Annotated in this window: 13 protein-coding genes; 3 read left to right on the top strand and 10 right to left on the bottom strand. The window is 71.1% G+C overall.

Translation table 11 applies throughout. The features are described 5' to 3' along the window. Window positions 1-16: 16 nt before the first annotated feature. The 5 genes from RM704_RS28550 to RM704_RS28530 all read right to left on the bottom strand — a co-directional run bounded on the left by RM704_RS28550 (window position 17) and on the right by RM704_RS28530 (window position 6,163). A complete protein-coding gene (locus RM704_RS28550) occupies window positions 17-1,573 on the bottom strand; it encodes a DUF6777 domain-containing protein (RefSeq protein WP_311591356.1) in 1,557 nt (518 codons plus the stop codon). Window positions 1,574-1,778: 205 nt separating this feature from the next. After that, the gene (locus RM704_RS28545; protein WP_033529047.1) at window positions 1,779-2,723 is read right to left on the bottom strand and encodes a cytochrome c oxidase assembly protein; all 945 of its coding nucleotides are present in this window, start codon (window positions 2,721-2,723) and stop codon (window positions 1,779-1,781) included. A gap of 162 nt (window positions 2,724-2,885) precedes the next feature. Then, window positions 2,886-3,911 carry a 6-phosphofructokinase gene (locus RM704_RS28540; RefSeq protein ID WP_033529048.1) on the bottom strand — a complete coding sequence of 342 codons (1,026 nt, stop codon included), beginning with the start codon at window positions 3,909-3,911 and terminating at the stop codon, window positions 2,886-2,888. Window positions 3,912-4,154: 243 nt separating this feature from the next. Beyond that, window positions 4,155-4,886, bottom strand: a complete 732-nt coding sequence (locus RM704_RS28535) for a type 1 glutamine amidotransferase (protein ID WP_033529049.1) — start codon at window positions 4,884-4,886, stop codon at window positions 4,155-4,157. Between the two features lie 38 nt (window positions 4,887-4,924). Beyond that, window positions 4,925-6,163, bottom strand: a complete 1,239-nt coding sequence (locus RM704_RS28530; RefSeq protein WP_033529050.1) for a Mur ligase family protein — start codon at window positions 6,161-6,163, stop codon at window positions 4,925-4,927. 152 nt (window positions 6,164-6,315) lie between these two features. Between RM704_RS28530 and def the strand changes: the two genes are divergently transcribed. Next, a complete protein-coding gene (def, locus tag RM704_RS28525) occupies window positions 6,316-6,855 on the top strand; it encodes a peptide deformylase (RefSeq protein WP_192829721.1) in 540 nt (179 codons plus the stop codon). A gap of 143 nt (window positions 6,856-6,998) precedes the next feature. On the opposite strand, the gene RM704_RS28520 is transcribed toward def, so the two are convergent. Then, window positions 6,999-7,643, bottom strand: coding sequence for a TetR/AcrR family transcriptional regulator (locus RM704_RS28520; protein ID WP_033529052.1), 645 nt, complete (start codon window positions 7,641-7,643; stop codon window positions 6,999-7,001). A gap of 173 nt (window positions 7,644-7,816) precedes the next feature. Between RM704_RS28520 and RM704_RS28515 the strand changes: the two genes are divergently transcribed. Next, window positions 7,817-9,043, top strand: a complete 1,227-nt coding sequence (locus tag RM704_RS28515) for an acyl-CoA dehydrogenase family protein (RefSeq protein ID WP_033529053.1) — start codon at window positions 7,817-7,819, stop codon at window positions 9,041-9,043. 45 nt (window positions 9,044-9,088) lie between these two features. After that, window positions 9,089-9,751, top strand: a complete 663-nt coding sequence (locus tag RM704_RS28510) for a TenA family protein (RefSeq protein WP_033529054.1) — start codon at window positions 9,089-9,091, stop codon at window positions 9,749-9,751. A 25-nt stretch (window positions 9,752-9,776) separates the two neighbouring features. On the opposite strand, the gene RM704_RS28505 is transcribed toward RM704_RS28510, so the two are convergent. From RM704_RS28505 to RM704_RS28490, 4 genes are all read right to left on the bottom strand, one after another. Beyond that, window positions 9,777-10,010, bottom strand: a complete 234-nt coding sequence (locus tag RM704_RS28505) for a DUF6213 family protein (RefSeq protein ID WP_033529055.1) — start codon at window positions 10,008-10,010, stop codon at window positions 9,777-9,779. A 25-nt stretch (window positions 10,011-10,035) separates the two neighbouring features. Continuing rightward, on the bottom strand, window positions 10,036-11,421 hold the full coding sequence (locus tag RM704_RS28500; protein WP_033529056.1) for an NADP-dependent succinic semialdehyde dehydrogenase: 1,386 nt from the start codon (window positions 11,419-11,421) through the stop codon (window positions 10,036-10,038). 64 nt (window positions 11,422-11,485) lie between these two features. Then, window positions 11,486-11,953 carry an NUDIX hydrolase gene (locus tag RM704_RS28495; RefSeq protein ID WP_033529057.1) on the bottom strand — a complete coding sequence of 156 codons (468 nt, stop codon included), beginning with the start codon at window positions 11,951-11,953 and terminating at the stop codon, window positions 11,486-11,488. Then, window positions 11,950-13,488, bottom strand: coding sequence for an ATP-dependent DNA ligase (locus RM704_RS28490; protein ID WP_033529058.1), 1,539 nt, complete (start codon window positions 13,486-13,488; stop codon window positions 11,950-11,952). The genes RM704_RS28495 and RM704_RS28490 overlap by 4 nt, the downstream gene beginning before the upstream one ends. Window positions 13,489-13,507: the final 19 nt, after the last annotated feature.

The following is a 13,507-nucleotide window of genomic DNA, read 5'->3' as shown; positions in this document are numbered from 1 at the left end:
CGGTCACTCCCAGGGTTCAGATCCACATGAACTGGGCCGGTTCCTCGTCGAAGCCGCCCGGGGCCCCCGCGTCGCTCGGTTCCCCGGGGCTTCCCGGGGCGCCGGACGGTGGATCACCGGTCGGATCGGGCGCGCTCGTCGGGATGTCGGTGGGCGGTCCGCTCTCCTCCGGTGGAGTCGGATCGGGGTCGGGGGTGGTCGGCGGCCTGCTCGACCTCGTGGGAGTGGGACTGGGCGGTGTCGAGGGAGCGGTGGAGGTGGGGGCGGACGTGGGGGTGGGGTCCGGCGTAGGCCCCTCGGAGGACCGGGAGGGCGACGGCGTGAGAGAGGTGCCTCCCGTGGGCGGGGGAGTGGTGGACGCCGTGGGCGGCGGCGTGTCGTCCGTCGGGGAGGAGCCACCGTCCGTGGGCGTCGGGTCGGGGTCCGTGGGCGTCGAACCGCTCTCCGACGGCGAACCCCCTGACGACGATCCGTCCGACGGAGCCCTGTCCGAAGGCGAACCGCCGGGGTCGGAGGGATCCGTCGCCCCCGGGTCCGTCCCCGTGGGCCCGCCGTCCACGCCCGCCCCGCCGTCCGCCCCGCCGTCCGACCCGGAGCCGCCCTCGGAGTCCGAGCCGCCGTCGGAGCCCGAGCCGGACCCCGATCCGTCGGTGCCGTTCCCGGAAGCCTCGCCCGGCCACTCCACGTGCAGCGCCACCGCGTCGCCGAACCGCAGCTCGGCGCCCGGCCCGGGACTCGACCCGGTCACCGGCGCGTCACCCGGCGGCATCCCGGCGCCCTCGACCGTCACCGCCAGGCCCTTCTCCGCCATGGCCGCGCTCGCCTCGCCGAAGGTCATCCCCCGTACCTTCGGCACGGCCCGCCGCGCACGTGCGTCGAACGTCGTGTCGGACTCGCCCGTGGTGCCGACCTTCCGGTTGATGCCCCGGTCCGGGTCCTCGACGTCGACGAGCTTGATCTCCTTCAGCTGCTCGGGCGCGGGCTTGACGACGACCACGGCGGCCTTGTCGTAGCCCGCCCACCGCGCGTTGTCACCGGCGAAATCCACGGTGATGCGGCCGGGGTCCGCGGCGAACGAGCGGAGCGGATTTCCGCAGCTGCACTTCACGGCCGGCAGCCCCTGGGCGTCCACCAACACGGCGATGCCGGCTTCCAGCAACGCGTCGAAGGGGACGGCCCTGCCCTTCTTGTAGTCGTGGTTCTTCACGAGGGTGTCGTGGCGCAGAAGAACAGGTGTGAGGTCGTCGAGATAATCCGGGACGCGGTCGACACCGATCCCGACGATCCGGGCCCATTCCTGAGCCTTTTTCGTGTTCTCGGGTGCGGTGAGGAAATCCTCCAGCTTGCCCACGTCGCAGATCTTCGGCTTCCGTGAGCCCCCGTACAGGCCGGGGGTGCTGCCCTGCTGGAGACCGCTGTGCGGCGCCAGGGACCGCAGGTCGGGCTCGTCCCGGCCGAGCCGCTCGCCCTCGTCGAAGAAGGGGGCGAGGGACGGTATCCCCGCGGCCACCGCCGTCACCGCGAGCAGTGACGGGGTCGACTCGCCGCAGCCGCTGAGAACCAGTACGCCCACCAATAGCAAACATGTTCGCAAGCGCGCGCGCATGGTCATGACCGCTCCCCCCGCGGTTTCCCCCGTCACCCCGCAGAGGATATGCGGGGCTCACGCATCATGCTACGGAGGGGCAAAGCCTTTCCGTCAAGAGAAAGGAAAGGGGCACGGTTGTGTGGCCAAAGAAAAGAATGGGGACACGACCGACAAGAAAAAGAAATGGAGCTCAGCGACTACGTGCGTCGAGTGAGGCGAGGTAGGCGTTGTACGCCTCCAGTTCCTTGTCGCCGTCCCGGTCGGCCGCGCGGTCCGTGCGCCGGGCCTGCCGCTGCTCGGAGTTGTACCACTGGAAGAGCAGCGCCAGCAGCACGAGCACCGAGGGGATCTCGCTGAAGGCCCAGGCGATGCCGCCGGCCGCGTTCTGGTCGGCGAGCGCGTCGATGCCGAGGGACGCGGGCGGGTTCTCGTACGTCTTGATCATCGGGGCGGACGCCATCATCAGCGCGATGCCGAAGAAGGCGTGGAACGGCATGCCGGCGAAGAGCTCCAGCATGCGCATCAGATACCCGGGGCGGTGCGGGCCCGGGTCCACGCCCATGATCGGCCAGAAGAAGAACAGCCCGACCAGCAGGAAGTGCGTCATCATCACGATGTGTCCCGGCGTCGACCCCATCAGGAAGTCGAACAACGGCGTGAAGTACAGCCCGTACAGGCTTGCGATGAACATCGGGATCGTGAACGCCGGATGCGTGACGATCTTCATGTACCAGCCGTGCAGGAACATCAGCAGCAGCTCGCGCGGTCCCTTGCGCCCCTTCCCCGCCACCGGCAGCGCCCGCAGCGCCAGGGTGACCGGCGCCCCCAGCAGCAGCACGATCGGTGCCAGCATGCTGATCACCATGTGCTGCACCATGTGCACGCTGAACATGACCATGCCGTAGTCGTTCAGTCCGGTACACGTCACCAGCATCACGAGCAGCACACCGGCGACGAACGCGACGGTCCGCCCGACGGGCCACTTGTCCCCCCGCCGCACGAGCCGCACGACGCCCCAGCCGTACAGACCGAGCCCCACGAGGCAGGCGACCAGGAAGAACGGATCCGCCGACCACGCGAGTCCCCGCCCGAGGGTGAAGGGCAAGAGCCCCATACCGTGCCCGCTGTGATCCATCCGCCGGCTCCTGCTTCGTGGGGGGTTGTGCTGTCTGTCCGCCCCCAGACTAGAACCGCCCCCGGCCGCGTCTGCGGCCGGGGGCGGGGCGGCGGCCCCCGTCAGGAGTGCGGGGGACCGCGTGACCGGTCATGGCCCCGACGACCCGCACCCGCCGGACGGCTAGAGCACGCACTCCGCCTCGGCGTACCGCTCCTCCGGCACCGTCTTCAACGTCTCCACGGCCTCGGCGAGCGGCACCATCACGATGTCGGTCCCCCGCAGCGCGGTCATGTGCCCGAACTCACCCCGGTGCACGGCCTCCACCGCGTGCCAGCCGAACCGGGTCGCCAGCACCCGGTCGTACGCGGTCGGCGTACCACCGCGCTGCACATGCCCGAGGATCACCGGCCGCGCCTCCTTCCCGAGGCGCTGCTCCAGCTCGATCGACAGCTGCCGGGCGATCCCCGCGAACCGCTCGTGCCCGTAGATGTCCTTGCCGCCCTCGTCGAAATCCATCGAACCGGCCTTCGGCTTGGCCCCCTCCGCGGCGACGACGATCGCGAACCGCTTGCCCGCCGAGAACCGCTCGGCGACCTTCGTGGTCAACTCCTCGATGTCGAAGGGCCGCTCCGGTACGACGATGGCGTGCGCCCCGGCCGCCATGCCGGAGTGCAGCGCGATCCAGCCGGTGTGGCGGCCCATGACCTCCACGACCAGGACCCGCTGGTGGGACTCGGCGGTGGTCTTCAGCCGGTCCAGGGCCTCCGTCGCGACCCCCACGGCCGTGTCGAAGCCGAATGTGACGTCCGTGACGGCGATGTCGTTGTCGATGGTCTTCGGCACGCCCACGACCGGCAGGCCGCTGTCCGACATCAGCCGGGCCGCCTTCAGCGTGCCCTCGCCACCGATGGGGATGATCGCGTCGAGCCCGAGTTCCTCGACGTGGCCCTTCGCCCGCGCCACCCCGTCCCGCAGGTGCGAGGGCTGGACCCGGGAGGAACCGAGGATCGTGCCGCCGCGGGCCAGGATGCCCGCCACGGCGTCCAGGTCGAGCTTGAGGTAGTCGCAGTCCAGGAGACCTTTCCAGCCGTCCCGGAAGCCGATGACCTCGTCGCCGTGGTCGACGACGGCGCGGTGCACGACGGACCGGATGACGGCGTTCAGTCCAGGACAGTCGCCGCCGGACGTGAGGACACCAATGCGCATAGCCCGAATACCTTCTCGACGTGGGCCGGGGACCGGACCACGCTGTCCGGCTGGAATCCCCGCCACCCTACCGGCGGCAGGGGGCGGGGCCGTAGCGGGCGTCCGCCTGCTGGACGGCCCCGCACAGGTGAGCGGAGGCCTGGTCAGACGGGCTTTCACAGGTGAGCGAGGGCCACTACGGATGGGCTTTCGTACGGGCACTGAGGAACCGTTTCTCAGGTGCCCCGGCCCCTGCCGGACGCGCTACGCGGGCTGCTGCTGGGCCGTCGAGATCCGCTCGTCGCGCAGCGCCTCGAACCAGCGGTCGTCGGTCGGCGGCAGCGCGTTCACATCCAGCGCCAGCTTCAGCAGCAGGTCCGCGATCTGCGGGTTCCGTGCCAGCACCGGCCCGTGCATGTACGTACCGAACACGGTGTCGTTGTACGCGCCCTCCGTGCCGTCGCCCGTGCCGTTGCCCTTGCCGAGCCGCACCTGTGCCAGCGGGCGGGCGGTGGGGCCGAGGTGGGTGACGCCCTGGTGGTTCTCGAACCCGGTCAGCTGCGGCAGCCCGAGGCGCGGGTCGATGTCGGCGAGGACGTCGCCGACGCACCGCTCGCCCTCGCCCCGGGTCGTCGTCACGTCGAGCAGACCGAGGCCCGGCTCGCGCTGGCCGAGGTCGTTGACGAACTCGTGGCCGAGGATCTGGTAGCCGGCGCAGACCGCGAAGACGATCGCGCCGTTGTTCACGGCCTGGTACAGATGCCGGTCGCGGCGCAGCCGCTCGGCCGCCAGCCGCTGCGGACGGTCCTCGCCGCCGCCGATCAGGTAGATGTCGCCGGAGGTCGGGATCGGCTGGTCGCTGCGCACGTCCAGCCGGGCCACGTCCAGGCCGCGCTGGCGCGCACGGCGCTCGACGACGAGGACGTTGCCCTGGTCGCCGTAGGTGCTGAGCAGATCCGGGTAGACCCAGACGATCCGCAGGCTGTTGTCACTCATGAAGTCAGTGCCCCTCAGAGTCGTATGTGGTCGGCTGCTCAGTTGCCCACGCGACGGCGCAGGTCCTGGAACGCGGTGTAGTTCGCGATGACCTCGATCCGGCCCGGCGGGCACATCTGCACCGCCTGGTCGAGGGTGTCGCAGACCTGGAAGTGCTGGCCCGCCACTTCCAGACGCACCGCGAGGTCCAGCTTGCGGTCGCCGAGCACGAAGATCGGGTGGCCGGTGAGCCGGGTGTAGTCCACGTCCCACAGCCAGGAGGTGTCCGTGCCGTCGGCGCCGCGCGCGTTCACCGAGAGGATCACCGGTGACGGCGGCGGGTCGATCAGGGAGAACGTCTCCAGCCAGCCCGCCGGGTTCTTGGCGAGCAGCAGCCGCAGGTCGCGCTGCATGAACTGGACCACGTCGTACCGTCCGGCGACCGCCTGAACCTGGTACATGCGTTCCAGGGCGACCTGCGGCGGCACGCCGAAGACGGCGGCGGTGGCGGCCGAGGAGGCGGCGTTGGCCTTGTTGGCGCGGCCCGGCAGCTGCAGGTGGATCGGCCAGGCCGAACCGTGCGGGTCGAGGACGTGGTCGCCGGAGAGCGCCCAGCTCGGGGTGGGACGGCGGAAACCGCACTCCCCGCAGAACCAGTCGTCGCCGGGGCGCTGCATCACACCGCCGCAGGACGGGCAGGACCAGGCGTCGTCCTTCCACATCTGGCCGACCGCGACCCAGATGACGTTCGGGGACGACGAGGCCGCCCACACGATCAACGGGTCGTCGCAGTTGGCCACGACGACGGCCTTGGTGCCGGCCAGGCCCTCCCGCCACGCCTCCGCCATCATGCGGGTCTCGGCGGCGCGGTCCAGCTGGTCGCGGGAGAGGTTGAGCAGCGCGATGCACTTGGGGTCGGTGTCCCGCGCCACACCGGCCAGGTACTTCTCGTCGACCTCGATGACCGCGAACTTCGCGTCCGAGTTCCCGGCGAGAGCCGAGGTGATGCCCGCGGGCATGTTGGCGCCGAGCGCGTTCGAGACGACCGGGCCCGCGGCCCGCAGTGCCTCGGCGATCAGCCGGGTCGTGGTGGTCTTGCCGTTGGTGGCGGAGACCAGGACGACGTCCAGGCTCTGTGCGAGCCGGGCGAGGAGGTCGGGGTCGAGTTTCAGTGCCACCCGGCCGCCGATCACAGATCCGCTACCGCGCCCCGCGGCACGCGATGCCGCCGCGACCGCCTTGCCCGCCGTCACGGCCAGCTTGGCCCGCGGCGTGAGCGGGTCCGAGTTGCCTGCCATCAGTTCTCGATCCTCCTTGCGTACAGCGCCGCGCCCAGTCCCGGCAACGTGTGGACCAAAGCCTATCGAGATCCACTCACGCGCCCGAATCTCGACCGGGCCGTCGCACTGGTCGGACCGGCGATATCGGGTCCGACCGTACCCTTGCGCCCATGCGAAGCGGCTCGATTCCCGGCGCCCGAGGGCGCGTTCTCCCCATGACACTGCTCGGGGACCCCGTATTGCAGGCGCCCTGTGAAGAGGTGACGGAGTTCGGGCCCGAACTGGTGCGGCTTGTGGAGGACATGTTCGCGACGATGTACCACGCGCGGGGGGTGGGGCTCGCCGCGAACCAGGTGGGCCGGGGGCTTCGGGTGTTCGTGTACGACTGCCCGGACGACGACGATGTGCGCCATCTCGGCCATGTCGTGAACCCGAGGCTCGTCTCCGCGGAGGGGATCGTGCTGCGGGGCCCCGAGGGATGCCTGTCGCTGCCGGGGCTGGAGGCGGGTGTGGAGCGGTACGACGAGGCCGTCGTCGAGGGGTTCACCGCGGACGGGGACCGGGTGCGGGTGCGGGGGAGCGGCTTCTTCGCGCGGTGCCTGCAGCACGAGTGCGATCACCTGGAGGGTCGGGTGTATGTCGACCGGCTTTCGGGCTGGAGACGTTCTCGGGTGATGAGGAAGGCCGCGAAGGCGTCGTGGGGGCGGTGAGCTCGGCGGGCGACGCGGGTGCGGGTGGTGCGTGGCTGCTCGCGCCCACGCGGCGGAGCCGCGTATCGACTCGGCCCGCGCCCCTGACGGGGCGCGATCCCCTGCCTGAGCGACGAGCGACCCTCCAGTGCCGCGGCAGGGCACTAGAAACCGGGGCCGCCGACCTTGTCGCCCGCGGCTGCCAGGCGACCCCAGAGCAGGTCCGCGAGGCTGCGGACCAACTCGGCCCTGGTGAGCGGGCGTTCGCCGAGCCACCAGTCGCCCGCCGCGTGCATCATGCCTACGATGCCGTGGCCCCAGACGCGTGCCAGCTGGCGGCTGTCGGGGCCGAGGTCGAGACGCTCCTCTATGACCGTGCCGAGTTCTTCGCCCATGCGCCGCAGGAGGGGGGCCGAGTGCTTGCCGACGTCGAAGCCCTGGTCGCCGGGCTGGCCGCCCTCGGCGGGGTGCATGAGGAAGCGGTACACCTGGGGGCGGGCCTCGATGGCCGCCAGATAGGTGTCGAGGGTCGCCTCGACGCGTTCGCGGCGCTCCGCCGGGGCGTCCAGCGCGGCCCGCAGCGAGTCGAGGAGGGCATCGGTGTGACGCTGGGCGAGGGCGGCGTAGAGTCCGCCCTTGTCGCCGAAGTGGCGATACAGAATGGGCTTGGTGATGCCGGCCTCGGCGGCGATGGCGTTCATCGACGCTCCGGGGCCGTCGCGGAGCACGACTCGGTCCGCGGCCTCCAGCAGCTCGCGCCGACGGCGGTCGGCGGACCGTTCCTGGTCGGTCCGCTGCGTGGTGTCCATGAGTCTCTCCCCCACATGCTGATGACGGTGACGCCTTGCGCAAACTAACACTGATTGGCGTGACCCGATCGAACGGGCTACCGAGCCCTGCTCGGGAGTTGACTTTTCCTACCGACCGGTAACAGACTCCTGTTACCGCAGGTAACATCTTAGTGCAGTGCTGGAGGCGCGTCATGGCCGAGTTCACCATGGAACTCAACGAGGAACAGCGAGAGGTCCGCGACTGGCTCCACGGATTCGCCGCCGATGTGATCCGCCCCGCGGCGGCCGAGTGGGACGAGCGCGAGGAGACCCCCTGGCCGGTGATCCAGGAGGCCGCGAAGGTCGGCATCTACTCCCTGGACTTCTACGCCCAGCAGTACTTCGACCCCACCGGCCTCGGCATCCCCATGGCGATGGAGGAGCTGTTCTGGGGCGACGCGGGCATCGCCCTGTCCATCGTCGGCACCGGCCTCGCCGCCGTCGGCGTCCTCGCCAACGGGACCGAGGAGCAGATCGGCACCTGGATCCCCCAGATGTACGGGGACGCGAGCGATGTCAAGGTCGCCGCGTTCTGCTCCTCCGAGCCCGACGCCGGTTCCGACGTGGCGTCCATGCGCACCCGGGCCGTGTACGACGAGGCCAAGGACGAGTGGGTCCTCAACGGCACCAAGACCTGGGCGACCAACGGCGGCATCGCCAACGTCCATGTCGTCGTCGCCGTGGTCGACCCCGAACTCGGCTCCAAGGGCCACGCGTCCTTCATCGTCCCGCCGAACACGCCCGGCCTCTCCCAGGGCCAGAAGTTCAAGAAGCACGGCATCCGCGCCTCCCACACCGCCGAGGTCGTCCTGGAGGACGTGCGCGTGCCCGGCTCCTGCCTCCTCGGCGGCAAGGAGAAGCTCGACGAGCGCCTGGCGCGCGCCCGTGAGCGGGCCAAGGCCGGGGGCGAGCGCGTGAAGAACGCGGCGATGGCCACGTTCGAGGCGTCCCGCCCGGCCGTCGGCGCCATGGCGGTGGGCACCGCGCGTGCCGCGTACGAGGTCGCCCTCGACTACGCCAAGACCCGCGAGCAGTTCGGCCGGCCCATCATCGACAACCAGGGCGTCGCCTTCCAGCTCGCGGACATGCGGACCTCCGTGGACGCGGCGCGGCTGCTGGTGTGGCGGGCGTCCTGGATGGCGATCAACGGCAAGCAGTTCACGGCGGCCGAGGGGTCCCAGTCGAAGCTGTTCGCGAGCGAGACGGCGAAGAAGGTGACCGCGCAGGCGATCCAGATCCTGGGCGGCAACGGGTACACCCGGGAGTACCCGGTCGAGCGGATGCACCGGGACGCGGCTATCTACACCATCTTCGAGGGTACGAGTGAGGTGCAGCGGCTGGTGATCGCCCGGACCGTGTCGGGGATGCCGATCCGGTAGGCACGGGGAGCCGCGCGACCACACGTGGACCCGAGGGAGCGCCCGATGACTCGCACGGCCGGGGAACTGCTGGAAGCCACGACCGTGCGACTCGCCCCGGATCCCGGCGCCAACCCTCTGCTGCCGCTGATCGCCTCCGGTGCGGCCGACCGTGGCGTCCTCGCCGCACTCGCTCTGGAGCAACGCCTCGTCATCGCCGCCGACCTGCGCTCCTTCCGCCATCTGGCCGGGCGGTCGGCGGTCGAGGAGCCGGCCTGCGCCCCCTTCTTCGAGATGCTCGCGGAGGGGGAGGCGGTGGCGGCGGGACGGCTCGGGGCGTTCGCCGAGGCGTGCGGTGCGGACGGGGGGAGAACGGCGGCGTACGAGCCGCTGCCGGGCTGTCAGGCCTACCCGTCGTACGTCGCCCGGCTCGCCCTGGGCGCGGCACCGGCCGATGTGGTGCTCGCCCTGAGCGCCAACTTCGCATCCTGGGGCGGCTATTGCGCCACGATCTCGCGGGCCCTGCGCGACCACTACGGCTTCGCCGACGAAGCCCGCGCCTTCTTCGACTTCTTCGCCGAGCCGGCACCGGAACTGCAGGAGCGGGCGAGGGCGGCGGTGCAGGCCGGGTTGGACACCGGGCGGATCAGTGAGAAGCGGGCGCACACCTACGGCCGCCTGCTGCAGAGCTACGAGGCGATGTTCTGGACCACGCTGGCGCGCCCCTGAACGCCGAACGCCGTGCGGGGCCGTATCACTGCGCGGCCCCGCTGCTGTGGGCGATGCACGCCACGTCGATACGGTCCGCCAGCTTCGCCAGCTCGATCGTCAGTGCCGCCACCGTGTCCTCGTCGAGCTCCTCACCCGCCTCCACCAGGTGCAGCCAGCGCCCGCCCACCGTCCGCAGCAGCTTGCTCACATCGGCCGCAGACACCTGCAGGGTCCCGCGGTCGTCGACGATCAGAGGCAGAGTCACTTCGCGGTTCACAACGGGGATGGTAGCCGCGGAACGCTCACGCCCCGTGCCATACGGTGGTGATGTTGCAGAACTCCCGGATTCCGTGTCCGGACAGCTCACGCCCGTAGCCGGACCGCTTGACCCCGCCGAACGGGAACGCCGGGTGGGAGGCGGTCATCCCGTTGACGTAGACCGCGCCGGCGTCGAGGTCCCGGACGAAGCGGTCGACCTCGGCGGAGTCCCGGGTCCACACGTTGGAGCTGAGCCCGAAGGGCGTGTCGTTGGCGATCGCGATCGCTTCGTCGACGTCGGCGACCCGGTACAGCGTGGCCACGGGACCGAAGGTCTCCTCCTGGTGGACGCGCATCTCGGGGGTGATGTCGGCGAGGACGGTCGGCGGGTAGAACCAGCCGGGTCCGTCGGGGCGTTCGGCGCCGCACAGGACGGTGGCGCCGCTCTCCACGGCCTCGTCGACCAGTTCCTCCAGGTCCGCGCGGCCCCGCTCGCTGGAGAGCGGGCCGACGTCGGTGTCCTCGTCCAGCGGGTCGCCCACCCGCAGCGCCTTCATGGCTTCGACGAACCGCTCGGCGAAGGCGTCGTACACGTCGGCGTGCACGATGAACCGCTTGGCGGCGATGCACGACTGCCCGGTGTTCTGCACCCGGGCCGTCACCGCGATCTCCGCCGCCTTCTCGATGTCGGCGGACGGCATCACCACGTACGGATCACTGCCGCCCAGTTCCAGGACCGTCTTCTTGATCTCGTCCCCGGCGACCGAGGCGACGGCCCGCCCGGCCGGCTCGCTGCCGGTGAGGGTGGCGGCCTTCACCCGGGGATCGCGCAGGATGTCCTCGACGGCGCCGGAGCCGACGAGCAGCGTCTGGAAGCAGCCCTCGGGGAATCCCGCCCGGCGGAAGAGATCCTCCAGGTAGAGCGCGGTCTGCGGGACGTTGGACGCGTGCTTGAGCAGGCCCACGTTGCCCGCCATCAGGGCGGGTGCGGCGAAGCGGATCACCTGCCAGAGCGGAAAGTTCCAGGGCATCACGGCGAGCACCGGACCGAGCGGCCGGTAGCGGACCAGGACACGGGAGGCGCCCGAGTCCTTCACATCCGCGTCGGACGGCTCCACGTCGGTGAGCAGCACCTCGGCATGGTCGGCGTACCAGCGCATCGCCTTCGCGCACTTGGCGGCCTCGGCACGGGCCTGCTTGACGGGCTTGCCCATCTCCGTGGTCATCACCCTGGCGACGTCCTCGGTGTCCTCGTCGAGGAGGTCGGCGGCCCGGCGCAGCAGCCGGGCGCGTTCCGCGAAGGAGGTGGTCCGGTAGGTGCGGAACGTGGCGTCGGCGGTGGCGAGGCGGTGCTCGATCTCCTCCTCGCCCAGGGCGTCGTACGTCTTGAGGGTCTCGCCGTTCGCCGGGTTGACCGTGGCGATGGGCATGCTGGCCTCCTGCGTGGACTGTCCTTCGACCTTCCCGCGCGACGGCGCACGCCGCAACGCGGACTCAGGACGAGTGCTCCAGGAGGCGGTCGAGAAACTCCGCCTGTGCCGGGACGATCACGGCCCGGGCCCGCTCGACGCCGAGCCACTCCACGCGGTCCAGCTCAGGGAACTCCTGGAGCTGCCCGGACCTCGGCGGCCACTCCATGCGGAAGGTCCCCGGTACGACGGTCGCCGGGTCGAGGTCCGCCTCGATCGCCCAGGCCGTGACGATCTTGCCGTTCTTCTGCCGTACCTCGCCCAGCGGTACGGCCTCCCCGTCGGGCGGCGCCAGCCCCAGCTCCTCCTGGAACTCCCGGCGGGCCGCGTCCCAGGCGGGCTCGTCCGGCTCGTACTCGCCCTTGGGCACGCTCCACGCCCCCGCGTCCCTGTGCGCGAAGTACGGGCCACCCATATGGCCGAGCAGTACCTCGACGCCGTGCTCGGTGCGGCGGTGGAGCAGCAGGCCGGCACTGCGCTTGGGTGTGGTCAACGCGTCACCTCGGGGTGTGCGGCGAGCAGGGTCTCGACCGTATCGGCTTCGGCGGGGGTCTTGTCCTCGCGATAGCGGATCACGCGGGCGAAGCGGAGGGTGACGCCGGCCGGGTAGCGGGTGGAGCGCTGCAGGCCGTCGTAGGCGATCTCGACGACGAGTTCGGGGCGTACGGTCAGGCCCCAGCGGTGTTCCTCCACGGCCAGCTCCCTCAGCCGCTCGGTCTGCCAGGCCAGCAACGCGTCGGTCATGCCCTTGAAGGTCTTGCCGAGCATGGCGAAGGAGCCGTCGGCGGTGCGGGCGCCGAGATGCAGGTTGGAGAGCCTGCCCGTGCGGCGGCCGTGTCCCCACTCGGCGGCCAGGACCACCAGATCGAGGGTGTGCACCGGCTTGACCTTCAACCAGGACGCCCCGCGCCGGCCCGCGCTGTAGGGGGCGTCGAGAGCCTTCAGCACGACGCCCTCGTGACCGCGTTCCAGCGTGGCGGCGAGGAAGCCCTCCGCCTCGGCGAGATCGCCGGGGCCGTCCACCAGGGTGCGGCGGACGCGCATCGGCTCGGGGACGAGGCGGGACAGTTCGGCGTGGCGATCGGCGAAGGGCAGGTCCAGCAGGTCCTGGCCGTCGACGGAGAGCGCGTCGAAGAAGACCGGCGAGACGGGTACCTGTTCGGCCGCCGTCGCCACGTCCAGCCGGGAGCCGACCCGTCCGGCGGTCTCCTGGAAGGAACGCGGCCGTCCGTCCTCGTCGAACGCGATCACCTCTCCGTCCAGGATGAACCGTTCGCCCCTCAACTCCCTTGCGGCGGAGGTGAGTTCGGGCAGCCGGTCGGTGATGTCGTCCAGGGTGCGGGTGTAGAGGCGTACGTCGTCGCCGTCACGGTGGACCTGGACGCGGATGCCGTCGAGTTTCTCCTCGACCGCGCACGCGCCCAGCTTCGCCACCGCCTCCGCGACGGACGACGCGCTGTGCGCCAGCATCGGCTGGACGGGCCGCCCCACGGTGAGCCGGAACGCTTCGAGGGCCGACGAGCCCTCCGCGAGCAGGGCCTGGGCCACGGTCTGGAGCGAACCGGCCAGCATCACCGCCCGGCGTACGTCGGCGGCGGGTACCCCGGTGGCGCCCGCCAGCCCCTCCACGGCGAGGGCGTCCAGGGCGCCCTGGCGGACCTCCCCGGTGAGCAGGCCGAACAGGTAGCGCTGCTCGTCCTCGGTGGCCGCCGCCAGCAACTCGCCGACCAGGCGCCTGCGTTCGGCCTGGGAGCCGGTGCCGGTGACCGCGCCGATCACCGTCAGCCGGGCGTCCACCTCGCGGACCGTGAGGGTGGGGGCGGTGGCCGGCAGGATCTGCTGGTCCAGGACCTTCCAGCCGATACCGAGTCTGCCCTGGGGCAGTCGGCCCGCGAGGTACGGGATGACGATCGGGACGTCCGCCGCGTCGGCGTCCCGGAAGAGTTCGGCGAGCAGGGCGGTCTTGCGGGACCGCGCCGAGGCGGCGGCGATCTCTTGCGACACGCGGGCGAGCCGGGCGAAGAGCATGGAGCCATGGTGCTACGGA

Origin of the sequence: Streptomyces gottesmaniae (assembly GCF_031845845.1) — a bacterium.
In the GTDB taxonomy this organism is placed as follows: Bacteria; Actinomycetota; Actinomycetes; order Streptomycetales; family Streptomycetaceae; genus Streptomyces; species Streptomyces akebiae.
This window is presented reverse-complemented; position numbering and strand designations above follow the sequence as displayed.